This is a genomic window from Tichowtungia aerotolerans (genome assembly GCF_009905215.1).
In the GTDB taxonomy this organism is placed as follows: Bacteria; Verrucomicrobiota; Kiritimatiellia; order Kiritimatiellales; family Tichowtungiaceae; genus Tichowtungia; species Tichowtungia aerotolerans.
Genome location: NZ_CP047593.1, coordinates 3,157,594 through 3,179,996 on the forward strand (window position 1 = coordinate 3,157,594; position 22,403 = coordinate 3,179,996).

The window sequence follows — 22,403 nt, forward strand, 5'->3', positions numbered from 1 at the left end:
TTGGAACGTTCAATGACCTGTAGAAAACTTGTTTTCGTTTTACTTTTAGCCGGTGCATTCGCATCGGCTGACACCTATTATGTCGACAGCGAATCGGGAGACGATCAGCAAAGCGGGACCTCTGAAGCAGGTGCATGGAAAAGCCTTGCTCGGATTGGTGAGTCAACACTGGCTGCAGGGGATCAGCTGCTGCTCAAACGCGGATGCCGGTTTGAAGGCGCTTTGAAAATATCCGTAACCGGAACCGAAAAAGATCCGGTTGTAATTGGTGCTTACGGCAACGGTCCGGCGCCGGTTATTGATGCAAAAGGATATCCGGCCGGAATCTGCCTGGTTAAGTCTCATTATGTGACAGTTAAAGATCTGGAAATCTCTGCTGATGGCGGCAGTGTGGGCACCGGTCAAAAAGACAGACGCTACGGCGTCTATGTGCAGGGAATCTGGGGAGGCACATCGCACATCACACTTGATAACCTGACCATTTATAAAATTTATCCGGAGACCGGATCCAAGCATGAGGGAATTAATCCCACCAGTTACATCGGTACCGGTATTCTGATTCAAGGTGGAGAAAAGATTTCCTCGACCGGCTTTGTCGTTAAAAACTGTCGAATCTCCGATGTCGGCTTTAAAGCAATAGAATTGAAAAACATTGAGCAGGTCGACGTGCTTGATAATTTTATGAAGGATATCGGAGGGCCTGCCATCCAGCCTGGAAACGTGAATGACCTGGTTGTGCGCGGCAACACCGTAGACGGTTCCGGTTCCTTTAAAGATCCGCGCATGCACGGACGGGGCAGTGGAATCTGGCCATGGACCTGCAGCCGGGTCCTGATCGAAAAAAACCGTTTTATGCATGCTCGCGGTCCCGGCGATTCCTGTGGAATTCACATCGATTTCAACTGCAGTGATGTGGTTGTTCAATACAATCTCAGTGTGGATAATGAAGGCGGATTTGTTGAGATTCTCGGCAACAATCACAACTGTGCCTATCGCTACAATATCAGCATTAATGACGGTGCGAGGGTGAAAGGTATAGACGGAGCCTTTCAGGAAGGAAAAATTCTCTGGACCAGCGGTTTTGTCGGTTCTAAAAAAGAAAAACACGGGCCGTATAATTCATACATCTACAACAATACGGTTTATATTAAAGAGGGCAGCCGTTCCTGTTTTTCATTCACGCCAACCACCGACGGTTTGCTGGTGGCCAACAATATCTTCTACATTCTGGGACAAACCAGAAATGTGTCGGGAGATCAGACATGGGGAAAGTTTAAAACCAAAGGACCGATGCAGCGGGCGGTCATAGAGAACAACCTGTATGCACGCCTGGCATCCTGGCCGGCTGATCTGGAATTCCGAGAAACAGATATGACAATCGGTGACCCGCAGTTTGCCCGTCCCGGCGGCCTGAATCCGGAAGATTATATTCCGCAGAATGCCGGGCTGATCCGTAATCAAGGAACCCGGATTAAACAACTGGCCGGTGATGAGGTCGGTCTGCGGATTGGTCTGGATGTGAAAGAAGACTTTTTCGGAAACCCCATTGTTGGAAATCCTGATCTCGGAGCGGTGGAGATGATCCGTTGATTCGCAGAAAGGAAAAATGAAAACAAGAGGACTGATTTTTTATTTTGTCTGTTGGGTTTTTGGACAGATCTGTTCGGCACAGACGGAAGTATCCATTGTTCCTGATAACGGCACTGCACTGTATCGCTGCGGCGAAGCAGCCACATGGAATATTTATCTGGAAAAGGACGGGGAGCCGTTGAACGATCCGGTTGAATATACGGTTAAGCGGGGAGGCCTGGAGGTTGTTGACAGCGGCACGCTGGAACTGAAGGACGGTCAAGCGTCTGTGTCGGCCTCTCGCAGCGATCCCGGGGCGCTGCTGATGCAGTTGAAATTGGATGCCGGCAGCTGGAAACTGAATGGGAAGCAGATGCAGAAGGCGGCGGGCGGTGCAATTTTTGATCGGGAAAAGATCCATCCTTCTGGAGAAGAGGCTCCGGAATTTGATGCGTTCTGGGAGAGAAAACTCGCTGAACTGGCGGCCGTTCCGGTGAATGTGAAGCTTGAAAAAGTCGATAATGATGAAGTCGATCTTTGGGAAATCTCTATGGATAATATCCGGGGAACAAAAATCTGCGGTCATCTTGCTCGACCGAGAAATTCTGACGGGCCTTTTCCGGCGTGTGCCAACTTTGAGGGTGCCGGCGTTCGGCGTGCAAACCCATACAGCGTCATTCAACAGGCAAAGAACGGCTGGCTGTCACTCAATATTATTGCTCACAGCATTGATGCTTATCGGGAACCGGCGTACTACGAAAAGCTCAGCCGCAATGAGTTGAAAGGATATCCTGAGATGGGCAGGGATAATCCTGAAACCTGTTACTTCCTGCGGATGATGCTGGCGACATTCCGTTGCGTCGATTATCTGTCGCAGCGTGACGACTGGAATGGGACGGTGTTGCGGGCCAATGGCGGCAGTCAGGGCGGCTGGCAGGCAATCGCCGCAGCCGCACTCAATCCGAAAGTAACGGTTCTGACCGCCAATGTTTCCGCAGGATGTGATCAGACCGGACCTTTGATCGGTCGTCAGGCCGGCTGGCCGAAAGCGTTCTGGCAGAAGGAAGACTCTATTCGTACCTCGAAATATTTTGATGCCGTTTTCTTTGCGCGACGGGTGAAGTGCCCGGCGCTGATCGGAGTCGGGGCAATTGATCCGGTTTGTCCGCCGGAAGGTGTCTGTGCAATGTATAACCAGCTGGCCGGTCCGAAACAGCTGATCGTGATGCCCGCCGGAGCACATAACGGCGTGGGGCATCAGTCATGGCAGGCAGCTCTCAGAAGATTGGAAAACAATTTTAAGACCGGTAACATTCAGTTGGAAGATCGTCCATAAGAGGGCGCGGATGAAAAAAATCATTTTATTCATTTTTACGGCTGTTCTGGAGACGGCGTTTGCTTCGGACCTGTTGGCGAATCGGATGCTGATTGATTTTGAACAGGGTTTTGAAGCTCAGCAGCTTGCGGCGAATGAGGGATCAGCGTTTATTGTGGAAGCAAACGGCAACCGGTCGCTGGAACTAAGGGCTGCGCCCGGTGAGCGCGTGAAAGTCCGGCTTTTTCCAAGGTTTGGAAACTGGGACCTGCGGGAATTTGTCAACCTGACGCTGGACGTATCCAATGCGTCGGAAGGCGACGCCTTTTTCCGGGTGCTGATCAAAGATCCGACGACGGCGGATGAGTCGTGGTATCGTCCAAACCTGTCGCATAACGGCTGGGTGAAGCCGGGCGAAACACGGGTGTTTCCGGCGCTGTTGGTGCGACATAAACAAAAGAGTCCGCATCCGTCATACATGGGCCTGTTCCCGCAGATGCACGGATTGCCGAACGCTCAGATGTTTATATGGTTCGGAGTTGATGTTTCTCGAGTTAGCGAGGTGGTGCTGAGTCTCGAACCGCAGGAGTTTGCTCAATGTGTGCGGATTGATAACCTGCGCGGCAGCCGCCGCGCGTCGCCGTCAGTTTTGGAAACCGACCCGGATGCGTTTTTTCCGTTCATCGATATCTACGGACAGTACATGCACGAAGACTGGCCGAACAAAGTGCATTCGGATGCCGACCTGATCGCGCAAAAAGAAGCCGAGGAAAAAGATTTGGCGGCTCATTCCTGGCCGAAAAGTTTTAATCAATACGGCGGCTGGTCCGGCGGACCCACCTTTGAGGCAACCGGCCATTTTCGAACACAGAAGGTTGATGGAAAGTGGTGGTTTGTTGATCCCGAAGGAAAACTGTTCTGGTCGCTGGGTTGCAATAATGTCGGCCTGCACATGAAGACGGTTGATCTTGGCGAAAAAGAACGGTTCTACGCCGATCTGCCGGCGCCGAATGATCCAATTCTTGGAAAATACCGGACTCAAAAAGGAAATCGCTATGACTCCAAGGGACCGGTGTATGAAAAAAAATACGGTTCGGATTATGAAGAGTTTTATCACCGCCTGTCACTGCGTCGTACCCGCTCGTGGGGTTTGAATACGCTGGGGGGGTGGTCGCCATCGGTGGAAAATCAGCCGATTGGTCTTCGCGTGCCGTATGTGATCAATCTGTACATCAAAGGTCAAAAAGTAAAGCCGATCGAGAAGCTGGCCGATCCGTTTGATCCCGGGTTTGAACAGGCGGTGAAAGATGCGGTCCGTGAAAAAGGATTCAGCGCAAAAGACCCGTTTTGTATCGGTTATTTCGACAACAACGAAATACCCTGGGGAAAAGATGCCGCAAAAACCATGCGCAGGGTGCTGGAGCAGTGCGATGACCGCCAGCCAATGAAACAAGAACTGCTTCGTTTCCTGAAGAAAAAAGGAATCGATGACCGTGCGGCGCTGGTTGAGTTTTATCGGACGATGCTGGAGACCTATCACCGCAAATGTCGTGACGCTATCCGCGCAACGGCGCCCGGAAAGCTCTATCTTGGAAATCGAATTCATGACGGTGCCATGCGCAACGATCTGGTCGAAGTGCAGGCAGAATACTGCGATGTGATCAGCTTCAATATCTACGAAAAGGATGTCGATCAGTTCAATGTTCGAGACCGTCGACAGCAACCGTTCTTTGAAATCGATAAGCCGTTTTTGATCGGCGAATTCAACTTCGGCGCAGTGGACCGCGGCAAGTTTTTTACCGGGATCGGTTTTGCTGCCGACCAGCGCAACCGGGGCGAGAACTATATCCGTTACGTTCAGAGTGCCTTGAACAACCCGCGCTGCATCGGCGCGCATTGGTTTACTTACTGTGACTCGCCGACCGGCGGGCGTACACTTAATGGCGAAAATGCCAACTGTGGCGTCATCAGCATGGCCGATACGCCGTACCCGGAAATTATCGAGGCTATGCGTTTGTCTGGTAAAATGATATATTCGATCCGACATGGAGAGTGAACATGCGGAACGGTACAAAAGAGATGACTGCGCTGGGGAGTCTGGCGGTATCGGTACTTTTTGCCTCGGACCTGCCGAATGTGGTGATGATTATGGCGGATGACTGGGGCTGGTCGGATATTGCCGCCTACCGCCGTTTCCAGGGGTTGGATGATCCGATTCCAACACCGAATCTCGATCGGCTGGTCGCCGGCGGAATGATGTTCACGGATGCCCATTCCCCGGCTGCTCTCTGTGCGCCGACCCGTTTCAGCATGATGACCGGCTCCAACCCTTATCGCAATGGAATTCAGTGGGGGACATGGGGCTTTACCGCGAATTGCGCGTTTTCCAATGGTCGGAAACATGTCACGGTTGGAGAGATCGCTCAGACGGCCGGGTATCGCACCTCCTTTTTCGGAAAAATGCATTTCGGCGGCGGTTCGATCGACTATGAATCGGTGATGCCGGAGTTTCCGACGACCTACGGGTTTGACTACACATTCTGTTCGCACGGTGGAATCCAGGATCCGCCGTACCTCTATTTTGAAAACGACCGGTTTGTTAAAATCGATCCGACGAATCCGCTGATCCCGTCGCTGCCCGGCATGAATTCAAACCTGGTTGAATGGGCTGCGGGTCACTACACGATTGCCAACGGAACAGGAGTGATTCAGGTGGATCACGCGGGAACCGGTGATGCGTACTGGAACTCCAGCCAGAACGGAATCATCAACTCAAAGAAAGCGGCAGATTTTATTGCCGACCATGTGGTGAACTATTCCGACCGTCCGTTTATGATGTATTACTGCGCACCGCAGGTCCATCTACCGCATACGCCGCCGATTGACTTCAATCCGAATGCCGATGGCGTGCCGCACGCGGCCGGTGATCCGGATTTTGTGCCGGTGGATGGCTTAACCGGTGGAACCGAGGTGGCCGATATGGTTCATGAACTGGACCTGCAGGTTGGCCGGATCATAAACCGTCTGGAAGACCCGAACGGTGACGGCGATTTCTCCGACAGCATTCTGACGAACACGCTGGTGATGTTTACCTCCGATAACGGCGGATTGGCCACGGACCGCGGGCTGGCGGATTACGATTCAACCGGAGTGCTGCGCGGCTGGAAGGCCAGTTCTTACGAAGGCGGTCATCGTGTGCCGTTTGTTGCGGCATGGCCGGGTCATATCGCAACCAATTCTGTCAGTGACCAGCTGATCTGCAGTTCGGACTGGGTCGGGCTCATGTATGCCCTGACGACCAACAGTATGGCAGCCGACCAGGCGATGGACTGTGTGAATATTCTTCCGATTCTGCTGGGCGAACAGCCGGAAAACGAACCGGTGCACGATTTCCTGATCCTGCAGGGGCACAGTGTCAGCAAATCAGAAAACTCCTTTATCATGCGGCAGGGCGATTATGTGCTGCTGATGGACGACAACCGCGACCCGGTCGAACTGTATAACCTGGCCACTGATTTTTCCCAGGAAACCAATCTGATTGCCGAAGCCTCTGAACAGACGCGTGTTGCCGATATGGAGGCGTTGTTTAAGCAGTACGATCAGCAGAATGATCCTCGTTCAACAGAGGCCTATATTGCCCCGGATGTACATCCTCCGCTTCCGGACCCGGCCGGGTTTTCGGTTGCACCGTTTGCCATTGCCGGTTCGTCAGTTTTTATGACGGCGGAAATCGGCGCCGATTTCAGCGAGCCGGTTGAATATCGATTTATCGAACAAAGCGGGCACGAGGGCGGGACCTCATCGGAGTGGCAGCAGTCTCCGGATTACACAGATAAAGGTCTGCTCCCGGGACTGACCTATTCCTATTCGGTCCAGATGCGCGATGCTTTGGGCCGTACAGGGACCATGAGTGCCGATTTAGATGTTACCACAACAACCAATCACGCGCTTCTTTTTGAGAGTTTTGAGAGATCGGCAGATGCCGGCGACATTACATTTCCGCCGTATCCGGTCGAAATGTGGCACCATCAGGTGGACGGTTCATGGACAAGAGATGAGTCTTCTGCCGACACCTCAGTTGAGATCGGAGATTACGGCACATTGTCTGGAAATGAAATGCGGATCGGATGGGGGTATGATGAAGTGGTTACGCTTTATTCGACCGCCTTGGTCATCGATACAAACCGCACCTATTACCTGTCCGGAAAATGGGAAATGGACAGCGGTCCGTTTTTGCCGCTGGGCTTTATTGCCGGACTTGCTGAATTCAATGCCACGGACGGCACGCTCATTCAGCGATTGACGCCGGATTCGCATGTGTTTGGCGATACCAATTCTCCGGTGCCCGGAGAGAGCGGAACGTTTAGCCTGTCTCTCTCTCCTGCCGAAATGGCCGGCGCAGGTATCACTGCCGGGAGTTATATTGGAATTTTTTTCCATCATGATGACGACGGCGTTCTGTACAGCGAGCACGATTCGCTGAAAGGGGATGTGTACCTGGTCGACGATGTGCTGCTTTCGATGGATACGGGAGGTATGTTCGGTCAGTGGATGATCAACTACGATGTTGAAGGTCCTTTGGACGACTCGGACGGGGACGGACTGAACAACCTGAGTGAATTTGCGCTGGGCGGAAGTCCGGTCGATCCGGTCCGGAAAGGAAATATTCCAATGTTTGGAAAAAACGGTGACACGTTTTTTTATATCTATCCGCGCCGCAGAAATTGCGGACTGAATTACTGGCTGGAAACGGCAACCAATCTCGTTTTCGGTCCGTGGATTGCCGGTGGATATACAGAGTTTCCAACCTTTGGAAATATTGATGCCGATTTTGAGGCCGTCACCAACGAGTTTCCAATCTATGGAGATGAGTCTTTTATTCGTCTGAGAGTCTCTGAGTAAAATCACTGCCGGAAGATTTTCGCTTATAATCAATCTCGAATGCTGTTAATCTCGTAAAGTTTCTGATGGATACCTCCCGGCAAAAACAATTTGGATGGATCAACGGCATATTGCTTTTGGCATTTGCTGCGTTTCCTGAATCCGTGGACCCCTGTTTTCCGGAGCAGTGGCATACCCGGCAGGCGGCAGAAACCCGTTCTTTGACGCGCTGGCCGCCGGCGCGGATCCATCAGTTGGAGGCGGAGAAGATACGGCTTCAGAAAAAAATCGCGGTTCTTCCCCAACACGATCCAAAGGTTCTGCCGGATCATTTAGGATATCATTCTTCATGCGAAATCCCTGGTTCAGAGGGATCGTCCCCGGTATCGACAATTGATCTGAAAATGGAATGGCCGCGCATGGTTTCTATCGCGATGGCACCCGCTTTTAATCCCCAGGAACCCGGTGACGGCCCGTACGCTTTTCCTACGCGGTTCAAGATTGAAGTGCGTGATGCGGGCTCTGGAACGTTCAGCGAGGTGGTGAACTGGATGGATGAGGACTTCCCGGATCCTGGACCTTATCCTGTCTTTTTTTCAGATATTAATCTGACGATTGATCAGGTGCGGATCACGGTGCCTCGGGTGGAGCGGGAATCCGGCGTGGCCTATTTTGCGCTTGGCGAGCTTTATCTGTTCCTGGAGCAGGAGGGGCAGCTGGCGGATAATATGGCGGTTTGGGCCAGTGTTGACGTGAGCGAGTCAGAATCGTTCGATATGCCGCCGCTGTGGGATGGGCGGTATCTTTGCGATAATATTGTCGGACTGGGCGTTCCGCTGAGCGGTGAAAAAAACTCGGTGAAGGATTTGGTGATCCCCTATGAAAACGAATCGCTTTCCGAGCCGGTGCAGATTGTGCTCGATCTCGGACAGATGCAGAAAGTGGGACGCGTAGACCTCTGGCCGGCAGAGGCTCCGTACCTGCTTGCGATTCCATCCATCGGGTTCCCGCGTGAGATTACTCTGGAACTTTCTGCTGATCCGGAGTTTAAAACCTCAGAAACGATCCATGTGGAAAACGTGGGGCGTCGAATGCAGCGCGAGGATCGGCTCTCTGTGCTTTGCCGGGCATATAAGGCCCGTTATGTGCGGATTGTCATGGACGACCTGCCCGAGTTTATGGGACAGCGAATGCTGGGGCTCGGTGAGATTTCGGTTTCGGAATATGGGCAGGTTTTTTCGGTAGGATGCGACGTGTCTTCCAAAGGGATTCCGGCGGGATATGTTGATCAGCTGCCGCGGTTGGTGGATGGTTATACGCGTTCTCGTCGGATTTTACCGGATGGAGAGTGGATTAAAGGATTGGCTTATCGACGTCCTCTGGACCGACGCTTGGCACGGGTTGAGGACGAACTCGTTGAGGCGCGGGAGGCATGGCGCAGAATGGAGCTTCAGTTCAGTATATGGATTGGAGGTCTTCTTTGTATTGGACTTCTGGGAGCCATGGGGCTGCAGCGGCTTCAGCGCCGCCGAATTCTTAAAAAGCTGAAGTTGCGCATTACCCGCGACCTGCATGATGAGGTCGGAAGTAATCTTGGCAGCATTACGCTGGCGGCGAAACGGATGGAGGATGCGGGGTCCTCTCCGGAAGATCTTTCAGAGTTGTCGCTAATGGCTCGGGAAGCTTCTGCTTCTTTGCGCGATGTGGTTTGGCTGACCGATCAATCAGTTATTCGTCTGCCGGCGCTGCTGCAGAAATTAGCCGAGCGAGCCGAGCGTATTCTCAGCGGTGTTGAACTGTCGATCGATCTGGCTCCGGATTGTCCCGGCCGGATTGTTCCATTAACGTTCAAACGTCATTTAATCCTGTTTTTTAAGGAGGCTGTGCATAACTGTGCAAGACATTCCCATGCAACGTGGGTTCGAATTGTTATTGCCGCCGGAGAAGAGCAGTTGACCCTTTCAGTGCAGGACAACGGATGCGGTTTTGATCCGTCACAAAAATCAGATGGGTGGGGTGTGGACAGCATGCAGAAGCGTGCGCATGAGCTGGGGGGGACAATGGTCCTGCAGTCGACACCGGGAAATGGAACCACTGTATCGCTGACAATCCCTTTGAGTACGCTGATGAAAAAAACAGATTATTTGTATAAAACCTCTAACTGATAATGATTCCGATTAATATATGGCTGGTGGAAGACGATGCCGGGTATCGCCGCAACCTGCGGCTGTCTCTGGATCGTGAAGAGCATATTACATGCAGTTGCGTGTTTCCGTCGTGTATTGAATTCTTTGAGGCGCTGCAGGAGGATGTTCCGCCTGATGTGGTCTTGATGGACCTGGGGCTGCCCGGAATGAGTGGACTGGAAGGAATTCGCCGGCTTGCCCAGGAGTTTCCGGACGTCGCCGTGGTTGTGCTTACCGTTTTTAAGGATAAAGAAAAAGTTCTGCAGGCGTTGGATGCCGGTGCGGCAGGGTATCTGCTTAAAGAATCCACCGGGCCGGAAATTGTTCAGGGGCTTCAGCAGGTTTTTTTCGGCGGTTCTGCGCTGAGTCCTTCGGTGGCCAAGATAGTGGTTGAAGAGCTTCGCAAACCGTCTCCGGCTGAAGATTTCAAGCTGTCCCGACGGGAAGTTGAAGTGCTTGAAAAACTGGCGGAAGGACTGGCGGTTAAAGAAATTGCTGCGGCCCTTGATATCAGCATTGGAACCGCCGGGTTTCATCTTACCAATATTTACAAAAAACTGCAGGTGCAGTCACAGACCGGGGCCGTGGCCAAGGCGCTTCGGTCCGGCATTATCTGATGTCAGATGATGAGTAAACAGCTAATACGGTTAGCAGGGATGATGGGGGGCTGGTTTTGGCATCCGCTGTTTTCGCTGAATCGGTGGATCCCTGTTCTCCTGCTCAGTGGCACGCCCGCCAGACAGCGGAAAGAGAACCTCTGAAGCACTGGCTTCCGTCCCGCATCCGACAGCTGGAATCGGAGCGCACGCGTATTCTTGAAGAGTCTGATATTGCGTGCCGTTTGCATCTGTTGCGGGTGAAAATGAATTCTTTTACCCCGAAAGATCTCAGTTCGGAGACCTAGAGATTTCACCAGTAGTCGGAATCCAGCTCCCTGCGATATTATTTATCTGTAATACGGAGAAATTAGCTTGGATCTGCGGACTTGTTTCGTGCGTAACGCTATGAAAATAAAGGTGATTTCAATATTTATAGCAGTGGGAGTGGCTTTTTTGGGATACTCGGATGCTGTCAGCAACCGAATTGCAGACGCCGGATTTGAGGTCCTTGCCGGTAATGAACCGAATGTAGCCACCGCTCCATGGTTTACTTCCGGAGAAGGCGGAGACGAAAGCTTTATAACGGATACCAACCGGGCACATAGTGGCAGTCAGTCGGGACTGTTTAAATTCTACTATGACAACGGAGCGTTTGTTCAAAACCTGAATATTCAGGTCGATCCTTCCAGGGAGTATGAGGCATCCATCTGGATGCTGACCGGCGAGCCGAGCAGCAATTCCACTCATACCAATGCTCCGACGCTCAATGCGACGATCTATACGGCAGCTTCACCCGCGGGACCGTACACCTATCGAAAGGGTTTTTTCTGGGGGGGGCAGAACCGCGAACAGGGAGTGTGGGAAAAGTTTTCCGGGGTAGTGATCGGTTCGGAGATGGCCGAATGGGCCGGCGAATATATCCAGATTCGTTTTGCCAAGCCGAATGTATCTGTTTCCCACCGGATTTGGATTGACGACGCTTTTTTTGGAGAGATTCCGGAAGCGGATGCCGCGGTGTCCGTGGATGTTTCGGCAGGAGAGCATGTGGTCACAAAAATGGCGATGGGCACCGGGCTGGTCTATTCCTGGTATGCCGACTCCATGTTTTCCGATGGAGAAGTCGCACACATTATTAAGGATATCGGTCTGGGTGCACTGCGCTGGCCGGGCGGGGCGGTGGTTACGTTTTATCACTGGAACGATCTGAACGGTCAGGGATGGATGGATCACTGGAATCCGGCTTACGACACAGCCAATGATCAGCCGCCGGAAAACTTCATGGATCTGGATGAGTATTTGGCGCTGATTGATGAAACCGGTGCGGAAATCATGCTAGGGGTGAATATGAGCTCCGGGATTGAGTGGGGGCGTGAAGCAGAGGCGATTGCAGAGGCGAGCAACCTGATGGTTTATTGCCAGTCTCGCGGATATGACGTGAAATATATCTATTTCGATAATGAAAACTTTCAGTCCGGGAATAATTACAACTACGATTCGGACGGCGATGGAGAGGCATGGAATGCGGCACTCTATGCGCAGCAGTTCAACCTGTATGCGGCGGCAGTTAAGGCCACATTTCCAGATGCGAAACTGATTGCCAATGCGCGCAACAATGTAACCGGTCCGGCATTCCTTTCCGATATGCAGACAATGTTGAGCATTGCCGGTACGAATATTGATTTTGTTGATCTCCATTACTACTGGGAGTGGAACACAGCATCATGGGATTCCTGGAAGTCGCAGCTGCCGATGACACGTGCCGGAGCGCAGACGTATCAGGAGTCGATCGAATACGCCAATGCGTTGTTTGCATCTGAAGGATATCCAAACATTCGCGCCGCTGTGCTGGAGTGGAATATCGGCCCGGGGCCCTGGATGACAGATCCCGGCCACAACAACTTTAAGACGGCGTTAATGCAGTCCGAAATGCAGATGCAGTTTCTGTCTGCCGGACTGGATATCGGTCTGCTCTATACCTTGGAAAGCACAAATGTAGATCCTTTGAATGATAAACATGTCATCCACAATAGTGATCCCAATGCGACAGCTCTTTGGATGTGGCTTTTTTCGAAAACGGTCGGAAAAACGGTAGTTCAGTCCTCTTCGCCGACTGCCGGAATCTACATGGTGGCACTGAAAGGGGATGACGGAGAGCTCGCGGTATATCTACTCAATAAAACCGATCAGGAGTTGAATGTGGAATTTGACCTTGGCGGGTATGTTGTGAATGAGGTCAGTGAAGCTTGGCGTTTCCACGATGGTGGAACGGGGCGAGGCGAACTGCAGCGTATCGGGCTTTGGGAGATGGGCGGCAATCATCGCACTACGCTGAAGTCAGATTCGATGAATATGGTTCTTTTTAACGGTCCGGCTGCTGTTGCGCCGGCCCGGCCGACCCTGGACGCCCGAATTGTTCAGCCGGTCTCCGACGGTCTTCTCGTCGGCTGGTACACGACAGCGGGAAAACCTGATACGTCTGTATCAGGCGTTTCCGGCTCGCTGATGACCAGCCGCCTGTATGATGTGGACGACAGCGCCGGGTCAGACGATGGCACGTTCGGGACTGTATTATCCGGAGCATCGACGGATCTGACGGCGTATGCGGTTCAGGCAACCAATGGGTCGGACACGGTTGTTTTTTCTATTGAAAATCAGTCAGGTCTTCCTTTGCGACTCGATGCGGTCTGTTTTGATTATTCAAGGTGGTGGCAGAGTTCTCCGAAAGATATAGCACTGGTTTATGAATCCGGCGACTTTTCGGGGGTTTCCAACGGAACTGTTATTCAGTCTGCCGTCGATCTTCCAAACATTGGAAAAACCGGCGACTGGTCCGATTTCGAGTGGGGACTTACCAACCTGAATGACCGGGTTCTGGACCATGGCGAAGAAGTCCTTTTCAGTCTGAATGTGTTCAATGCTGATGCAATATGGGCAAACGGGGCGTTTGACAATATTGCGATTACTGGCGGAACGGCTTCAAATGCTGTCGATTCGCTGCTGGTGGCATGGCGGGCCGAGACGGCCAAAGAATATACCGTGATGCATGCGTCCAGCCTGTTGTCAAACAGCTGGGAGGAAGTTTCTGAGCCGGTCAGCGGAATCCCGGCGGATATGTCTGTATCGGTTCCTGTTGAAGCGTCGGGATTTTACCGTCTGCAGGTGAGTCCCTCCAATTAAGCCCGTATGAGAAAAGGTTCAGAAAATGATTGTTCAAGGTAAACTAAAAAAGAAGGAGGCAATATGAAGGCATATAAATTTGCAGGCCTGTTTGTGATTCTGACAGGCTTCATGGCCAGCAGCTATTCCGCTGTGGTGACAAACTGGGTCCAGGATTCGGATTTCGAGCTTTTGTCATTAAGCACAGCACCGAATGTCAATACATCACCTTGGGTGGCGCAGGAGTCCAGTGCCTTTGGTGTGCAGCGGGAAGATGTGTTTGTACACAGTGGAACCAATGCGGTGGCGTATCAGTATTACTTCAATACCGATCAGATTTATCAGTTTCTTCCGGAAGGATTAACGATTGACAGCAGCGTAATCTATGAAGCCCGTTTTTGGATGCGGCTGGATGAAAAATCAACCAATGTGGCTCATACCAATGAATCGCTGGTGCAGGTGATGATCAGCACTACAACAAACGGAGTTCATGGAAGCACTTATGTGTGGAAAACTTCAGAATACGGACTGATTCCATCGGCTCCGTATCAATGGGAAGAAATGGTTGTGCATTTCCGGGGAAGCGATCTTTCGGATCGGGAGGGTGAGTATATCCGTCTGGCCATTAAAAACAGCAATGCAGGCTGTGAATACCGAGTGTTTATCGATGATGTTCAGTTTGGCGTTTATACGCCGGATACTCCTGATTCCAATGTGTTGATTGGCTATTATGGGGCTGGTGGAGGAACAAATGATTATACGGCCGCAGGTATCGGCGGAGCGGTTTTTCTCGATAAAGCATATCAGCTAAATGCAAATGGCGGATCTGACGATGGAACTTTCGGAAGTACCAATGTCGGCGCCTCTTTGGAATATTCTGCATATGAAGTAAGAATTGGCAGCGACCCGGTAAGCAACATAAACCAGCAGGTTGGATTCAAAATCGTGAATAATACCGGAGCCCCGCTTCAGCTTGATTCCATCAGCTTTGATTATGCCCCGTGGTGGGCGGAATCGCCTCAGGATGTTGACCTGCTCTATACCTGGGGATCTCTGGGCGGCATCTCAAATGACGCGGTGATCAACTCAACAAGCGGAATGGTGAATCTGGGGGCCAATAAAGGGGACTATTACGATTTTGACTGGTCATTGACAGGCTTGCCGGATCGGGTTTTGGCTGACGGAGAAACCGCGGCATTTGCCCTGAAGGCATCCAATGCAAGTGGAATTTGGGCCAGTGGTGCATTCGACAATATTGCTATTCTGGGCGGCGCTTATGAAGGTGCCGGTTATGAAGCCTGGGCGGTTGAAAAGGATCTGATCGGTGGACCGACAGACGATGATGACGGGGACGGGATCGATAACCTGACGGAATATGCCCAGAACGGCGATCCGAACAATGCCGCAGATACGGGGACCTCTCCCGCTATGGGAATGTCGCTGACGGCTGATGGCACAAACTGGATTGAGTATGTATACCTCAAGCGGGTGTCTTCCGATAATGGTTTGACTTATGCTCTGGTCCAGAATCAGGATCTGGTGAGCGGAACATGGACGAATCATGGCGATATTGTTGAAGTGGGAGAAAGTGCTCCGGCCGGTGATTTTTCAACGGTCACCAATCATGTTCCAACTGACGGAAAGGCTCAGGAATTCATTCGTCTTTTGATTGAGGCGCAGTAATCATCTTTTCTGCCCAGTAAACTGCAGAGCTGGCGGGAATTTAATTCCCGCCAGCTCTGCAGTTGAGAGTTCGGCCTAGAGGTTTCACCAGTAGACGCGGCAAACGAATCGGAGTATTTCTTATAAGAGGGCAGAGATGTATATCCAGAGTCCATCCGGCATTACGAAAGCTGTGGTCGCACTGTGTGCGGCAGGGTTGCTTGCGGCAGTTTGTAATGCCGATGTGATCAGTAACTTTCTGGTTGATGCCGGTTTTGAGCTGCCGGATGGGGACTGGCCGGCCTATGAGCCTAACTCTTCAACATCTCCCTGGTTTACTGCCGGCGAGAATGCTGACGGGAGTTTTAAAGCAACCGGGGCAGAGGCTTATAGTGGCAGTCAGTCTTTTTTGTTCGATTGGTATGGAGATGCAGGTGCTGTTGTTCAGAACACAGAAGAATCTGTGGATGTGTCAATGGTGTATGAGCTGTCTTTCTGGATGCTGAAAGCAGAACCCAGTTCCAACAGCAGTCATACCAATGTCCCGTCAATCAACATTGGGTTTTATACCAGCACAAACAACGGTGTTTCCTATGCTTACGCCTCCACATTGATTGCCGGGGCCCAGAATTCAGATACGAATATCTGGGAACAGTTTTCTGCGGTTATCAGCGGAGCTTCTCTCGCTTTGTTTAACGGACAGAAGATTCAGCTTCGCATTAATAAACCGAATGAATCCGTTACGCATAAAATTTATGTCGATGATGTCGTTTTTGGCGAATATCAGCCCGAACCATCGACGGAGTTGCTGAAAGATCCTGGTTTTGAGGAGATTGTGGATAATGAACCGAACAGCAGTACCGCCCCGTGGGCGACGGTGGGCGAGGGACAGGATGGCAGTTTCGTAACAGGAATCGATCAGGCAAAGAGCGGTACGCAGTCTGCAACATTCACATTTTATTTTGACGATGGGGCGATTGTTCAAAATCTGACTAATCGGATTGATGCGACGATGGATTATGCAGCATCGGTTTGGATGCTGACGGCGGAGCCCAGCAGCAATCCAAGTCATACCAATAGTCCATCCCTTGCCATCCAAATGTATTCCAGCCCTGCTTATGGCTCGGATTACACATATCTCGGCACGTTCACAGCAGAAAATCAGAACAGTGATACAAATGTTTGGGAAGTGTTCAGCGGTGTGATTTCCGGTGGATTGCTGGCGGGGCGCGAGGGAGAATACATCCAGATCCGGTTTGCAAAGGAAAATATGAATGCGACCCATCGCATGTGGATTGATGATGCGTCTTTTACGGCCGTAGAGCATGTCCCGATGACATATTATCTGGATGCCGCTTCCGGCAGTGATACCAACAATGGACTCAGTACATTGACGCCGTGGCAGACGATGGAGCGCCTGAATGGTGAAACATTCGGAGCTGGCGATCAGATTCTCTTTAAACGTGGCCGGACCTTCACGGGACGCTTTGTTCTCAACGGCGGCGGCACGCCGGAGTCACCGCTGGTGATCGCGGCCTACGGTTCTGGAAATAAACCGGTGCTGAACGGAGGAACCAACGATCGGGAAGTTATCTATGCCGAGGGCAGCAGCGGGTTCGAAGTGCGCAATCTGCAGATCAGGAATTATCACCCAACGGGAGTGTACAGCAATCGATTCGGCGTTGTGCTGGATCCACCCGTCAATGCAGGCGACCTTCAGCATATCTGGTTTATAAATGTGGATTTTTCGGCTATTCAGGGTGCTGGCGATTCCAATCCGGATGATGATCATGAAAGCCGGGGGATTCAGGCGGATATCAATAATACTGATAATCCGTCGGTACTGTCGCGCTGGAACGATTTCAGGATAGAACAATGCCTGTTTGAGAACATCGATGGACGCGGTGCTCAGGTGCGCGATTCATGCCACGATATTGCCGACTATCGTATTCGCGGCTATTCGTATTATCCTTCCATTGGTGTGGTGTTTCAGAACAACACCGGATCCAACTGCTACCGCAACCTGTTTCAGATCAATGGAACCAAAGACGCATTGATTCAGTACAATACTATGGATGGGACGCAGGAAGGCAGTGCCTTCTGGCCTTTTGCCTGCGAGGGTACACTGGTTCAGTTCAATGTGTTCAGAAATATTCTGAAAGACGGTGCCGACGCCTCCTGCTGCCATTTTGATTTCAATTGTGTCGACAGCCTGATGCAGTACAATCTCGGAATTAACTGTCAGGGGAGTCTGATCCAGGTGCTGAATAATTCCAACGGCACCAACTTTCAGATCAATGCAGTGGCCCGTTATAATCTTGGGATCGACTGCGGCTGGCGCGACAGCAACAATTCCGCCGGTATTATGATCACCGGTGATTCTTCCGGCTCTAAAATATACAATAACACTGTTATTACCACCGATCTGCATCCGGCTTATAAAGCCATTTCATTTGCCAACTGGGGGGGCGCGTGGCCGACTAATTCGTTTATAGCCAATAACCTGTTTTTTGCCGCCGGCAGCGCGTCCACCTATGCGAATACAGACTGGATGGTGCAGCGCGATAATGTGATCACGCATAATCTTTATGCCGGCAACCTGTCCGTTTGCAGTGCCGATATCAGTCCCGTTTCCGGTTATCCCGGTTTTGTGAATTCGACCGGCAGCACAGCTGAAGATTTTAGGATCACCTATGGATCGGCAGCGATTGGTGCAGGCGCTTTGATTCCTGATAACGGCGGGGTGGATTATTTCGGGAATCTGCTTACAAACATGTTTCCAACCATTGGCTTCCATGAATATCAGACCGATCCATCCATTGACTCCGATGGCGACCTGATTCCGGATTTCTGGGAACGCGTTAACGGATTGCTTCCTGCTGTCAATGATGCTTTTGCAGATGCTGATGGAGATCAAAAAACAAATCTGGATGAATACGCTGCAAATACAGATCCGGCGGATCCAACATCATTCTTTGCCGTGCAGGTTCTATCGGTCCTGGGCCAGCTTGATTGGGATCAACGTCCGGACCGTTTGTATCAGGTTTTCCAGGCATTGGAGCTTTCAGGTATCTGGGACCTGATCGAAAGCAATGCTGTACCGCCGGTTTCTGTGGATTTCGAAGAGCCTTCTCAATTCTATAAAATAGAAGTGAGTGTTCCCGGGTCATAGCTGTTCAGAAATGTAGAAATTAACTGTTCAGGATGTGGCTTCGTGGTTACACTTGGGAAAGAAGGGAAAGAAGGGAAAGAAGGGAAAGAAGGGAAAGAAGGGAAAGAAGGAGTGCGCCATGAAAAATAAGTTGCAGATATGTCTGTTGCTGATGGTGACGGCATTGGTAGTGAACCTTCAGGCGGATTATGTCACAGGAACTTCCGGGGGCTATCTGACCGACTCCAATAACTGGAGTAAAGGTGTGTTTGATAACACCGAGAATCCAGCGGCCGGGACTTCGACCGGTGCATCCAGCGATCTGCTGGCCGGAGACCGGACCATGATCATGGTCTCCGATTTTGCCACATTTGATGAGTTTTCGCTGGGATCTGACAACAATACGAGCGGTGGACATATTGATATGACCGGTGGAACGCTGAGCGCCACAAACCTGACGATCAATGTGAACAATACAAGCATTGCGAATGCGTGCTCCATTACACAAAGCGGAGGTAGCGTCATTGTCGCGAACGCTCTTAATATTGGTAAAATGGGTGCTGCAACGTACACGATCTCCGGAGGATCACTCACCGTCGGTGGAAATGTTGCGTTTAACAGTGCTCTGGACGGTAATGAGCATACGCTGGTTATTGATGGGCAGGGAGCTTCGAGCATTACGGTCGGAGGAGGCTTTTTTGCCGGAGGAGGCTCCGCGTCGGGGTGTCAAAACCTCAAATTCAATCTGGGAGAAACAGGAATTACTCCGGTGGCAGTCTCTGGAGCTTTTTATGCAGATGAACAGACAGAAATCATTTTGGATGGTGCTGACTACACCGGCGGTGTTCAGACGATCACGCTGGCAACCTATGCCAACAATGAAGACGGCGCCGGGGTTGTTGAGACCTTTTTGAATTTTAATGATTATATTCCTTCACTGGTTTTCACCAACGGTGCACTGCTGGTGAACCTTGTGGAAAATCCGATTCCTGAATTGCTGCTGGACGGAAGTTTTGAGGGGTTGAGTGTTGAAGATAAAGAGCCCAACTCTGCTACGTCCCCGTGGTTTACAAATGGAGAGGGCGCCAATGCCTCAATTATTCCGACGACGGACTCCGCATCGGTAAATGCCGGATTGCAGGCGGTTTACTTCAATTACTATTTTGATTCAGGAGCGATCGTTCAGAACGTTGACAAAACGCTCGAGTCGTATGAGACCTATGAGTTTTCTGTCTGGAACCTGCTCGCGGAACCAAGCAGCAATAGCTCTCATACCAATGAAAGCTCCTTTAATCTGTCGGTCTGGACCAGTGATACGCTGGGGGGGACCTATATTTATCGCAAAGGTCTGTTCGGAAATCTGGCTGCGACAACCAATGAATATCAGCAGTTTACATTCAGTTTTTCGACTGCGGATATTGTGACTGAAGGTGCCAGTGTCGGCGACTATATTCAGGTTCGCATTGCCAAGGCCAATGAGAACTCAACATATCGATTATTTTTTGATGATGCGTCTCTTAAAATGGTCGGAATTGTTCTGCCGGATCCGGGCTATCCCACATGGGCTGACAGCTATGGTGTTGGCGGGGAGCTGTGGGATGCGGACGCTGACGGATGGAATAATCTTACAGAATACGCATTGGGTGGAAATCCGACCAATGGCTTTATCGACGGCAATATTCCGGTGTTTGAGTCAGTAGATGGAGCCATGCTGTATGTTTATGCTCAGCGTACGGATGACACGAACCTGACTTACTATCTGGAAACGGATTCCGACCTTGTTGTTGCGCCTGGCTGGACCAATGCCGGGTACACGGTTGTGGCGACCAATGTAACCGGCGGAACATTTGATTTTGTAACCAACTCTGTTCCGATCATCGATCCCGTAAAATTTATCCGGTTGGTGATTGAGAAATAAACTGGTGCAGGTTCTGGAAGGGGGAAAACCCTGCCTTCCCTTGAGGCAGGGTTTCTAATTAAAAAAGGATGAGGTTGTTCCGGCGATGTCAGTGAAAAAAATATGGTGCAGTCTGCTGATTTTGACTGTGACAGCTTTTGGTGAGCGGCCGAACCTGTTGATCATTCACACGGATGAACATAATTTTCGCACGCTTGGATGTTATCGGAACCTGATGAGTGAGGATCAGGCGTTTGTCTGGGGCGATGGGGTGGCGGTGGATACTCCGAACATTGATTCCCTGGCCCGCGACGGCGCAATCTGTACGAGCTATTATGCGTCGTCTCCGGTGTGCACTCCGTCACGAGCCTCCTTTAATACCGGACTTTATCCGATCAGTACCGGATCCCCGATCAACGATATGCCGATGGACGATGATGTGACCACATTTGCTGAAGTACTGCTGCGTCACGGCTATACCACGTCGTATGTCGGGAAATGGCACCTCGACGGCGATGCCAAACCCGGGTTTGCTCCTTCGCGCCACTTTGGTTGGGAGGATAACCGTTATATGTACAATCGCGGGCACTGGAAGCTGCTTCAGCAGGAGGACAATTCCGCTGCCGTGATCGGTACATTTAATGAGAAGAACAATCAGTATAAGTTTGATATCACACAGGCGGATGAAAAATCATTCACGACCGATTTTCTGGTCGACCGTACTCTTGATATTCTGGAACGGGATAAAGACAAACCGTTTTGTGTGATGCTTTCCATCCCCGACCCGCACGGACCCAATCAGGTTCGAGCTCCATACAATACGATGTTTGAAAATATGACGTTTCAGCATCCTCGTACGATGACCGTGGACGAAAAGACCATGCCTGGATGGGTCAATCTGCAGGGTAAGAATATGGTCAAAACGCTGAAGCAGGAGCAGATGCAGTGGTATTTCGGAATGGTCCAATGCATCGACGATAATGTAGGGCGTCTTTTGGATTTTCTCCGAAAAAACGGTCTCGATAAAAATACCATTGTTGTCTTTACCTCGGATCATGGCGATCTCATGGGGGAACATAAAAAACACAACAAGGGCAATCCGTATGAAGCCTCGGCGAAAATCCCTTTCCTGATCCGCTGGCCGGGACATATCCCTTCAGGAAAGGTGCTGCGCGGTGCGCAGAGTAATGTTGATTTTGCCCCGATGATATTGTCCATGATGGGAGTATCAGACGGGCTGCCGGAGTTTCAGGGAACGGATACTTCTGGAGATTTTCTCAGTCCGGATAAAGAGGTCGCCGGTGATCGTGTGGTCTACATTACCAATGCAAACGGCCGCTGGGTGGCAGCTGTCAGCAGTCGTTACAAACTGGTGCTGTCCACGTCCGATGATCCTTGGCTGTTCGACCTGCAGAAAGAGCCCGATGAGCTGACCAACGTTTACAATAATCCGGAGTATAAACCGGTCGCTGAAAAAATGAAGGCAGAGCTGGTTGCTCAAATGAAACGCTACGGCGAGCCTGCCTTGGAGGCTGGAAACCTGATCGATGGAACAGGGGAAAACGAACGGGGTTTGACCCGTCCTGTACTTGGAGCCAGTGAGGGATATGTGGTTGATACCGGCGGACAGTCCGTCAAAGGAAAACCTGGTCAGTGGAACCGGGCGCTCACAGTTCCTGCCGGAACATTTGAACCAAACAGCGCCTATGAGATGGAACTGGAGTGGGAATCAAAGGGGCTGAGTTCCGATGCCTCATTTTTTGTGAACTTTATTGCCGGAAAAAGTGATCGGGCGAACCGTCAGGTTGAGCTGTGGCCGGGTGATACCGGAGAAACCGGTGTAATTAAAAAGATTCTAACTACAACAGATTCCCGGGACTGGGTCCTGCATGTCGGCGTACGCGGCGGCGGAGAACTGGTGATTAAGAAAATCCGCATCAAAAAGAAGTGAGACTGCCGGAGCGAAAACCTGATAAGTATGAGAGTT

The 22,403-nt window shown here is 51.1% G+C and carries 11 protein-coding genes; all 11 read left to right on the plus strand.

Annotated elements, in window-relative coordinates; all coding sequences use genetic code 11:
- Positions 1-12: 12 nt before the first annotated feature.
- The 11 genes from GT409_RS12990 (at position 13) to GT409_RS13040 (ending at position 22,367) form a co-directional block, all read left to right on the plus strand.
- Entirely contained in the window at positions 13-1,590 is a 1,578-nt protein-coding gene (locus GT409_RS12990; protein ID WP_160629494.1) for a right-handed parallel beta-helix repeat-containing protein, read from the plus strand.
- Positions 1,591-1,606: 16 nt separating this feature from the next.
- On the plus strand, positions 1,607-2,905 hold the full coding sequence (locus GT409_RS12995; protein ID WP_160629495.1) for an acetylxylan esterase: 1,299 nt from the start codon (positions 1,607-1,609) through the stop codon (positions 2,903-2,905).
- A gap of 10 nt (positions 2,906-2,915) precedes the next feature.
- Positions 2,916-4,940 (plus strand): hypothetical protein, encoded by a 2,025-nt coding sequence (locus tag GT409_RS13000; RefSeq protein WP_160629496.1) that lies wholly within the window; start codon positions 2,916-2,918, stop codon positions 4,938-4,940.
- A 2-nt stretch (positions 4,941-4,942) separates the two neighbouring features.
- Entirely contained in the window at positions 4,943-7,786 is a 2,844-nt protein-coding gene (locus GT409_RS13005; protein WP_160629497.1) for a sulfatase-like hydrolase/transferase, read from the plus strand.
- A gap of 110 nt (positions 7,787-7,896) precedes the next feature.
- Positions 7,897-9,930 (plus strand): sensor histidine kinase, encoded by a 2,034-nt coding sequence (locus GT409_RS13010; protein ID WP_160629498.1) that lies wholly within the window; start codon positions 7,897-7,899, stop codon positions 9,928-9,930.
- A gap of 2 nt (positions 9,931-9,932) precedes the next feature.
- Positions 9,933-10,568, plus strand: a complete 636-nt coding sequence (locus GT409_RS13015) for a response regulator transcription factor (RefSeq protein ID WP_160629499.1) — start codon at positions 9,933-9,935, stop codon at positions 10,566-10,568.
- A gap of 426 nt (positions 10,569-10,994) precedes the next feature.
- A complete protein-coding gene (locus GT409_RS13020) occupies positions 10,995-13,727 on the plus strand; it encodes a hypothetical protein (RefSeq protein ID WP_160629500.1) in 2,733 nt (910 codons plus the stop codon).
- A gap of 63 nt (positions 13,728-13,790) precedes the next feature.
- Entirely contained in the window at positions 13,791-15,389 is a 1,599-nt protein-coding gene (locus tag GT409_RS13025; RefSeq protein WP_160629501.1) for a hypothetical protein, read from the plus strand.
- 136 nt (positions 15,390-15,525) lie between these two features.
- On the plus strand, positions 15,526-18,540 hold the full coding sequence (locus tag GT409_RS13030; protein ID WP_160629502.1) for a hypothetical protein: 3,015 nt from the start codon (positions 15,526-15,528) through the stop codon (positions 18,538-18,540).
- Between the two features lie 118 nt (positions 18,541-18,658).
- Positions 18,659-20,437: a hypothetical protein gene (locus GT409_RS13035; protein WP_160629503.1), complete on the plus strand. Its 1,779-nt coding sequence runs from the start codon at positions 18,659-18,661 to the stop codon at positions 20,435-20,437.
- 91 nt (positions 20,438-20,528) lie between these two features.
- Complete coding sequence (locus GT409_RS13040; RefSeq protein WP_160629504.1) at positions 20,529-22,367, plus strand: sulfatase-like hydrolase/transferase; 1,839 nt, start codon at positions 20,529-20,531, stop codon at positions 22,365-22,367.
- The last annotated feature ends 36 nt before the right edge of the window (positions 22,368-22,403 follow it).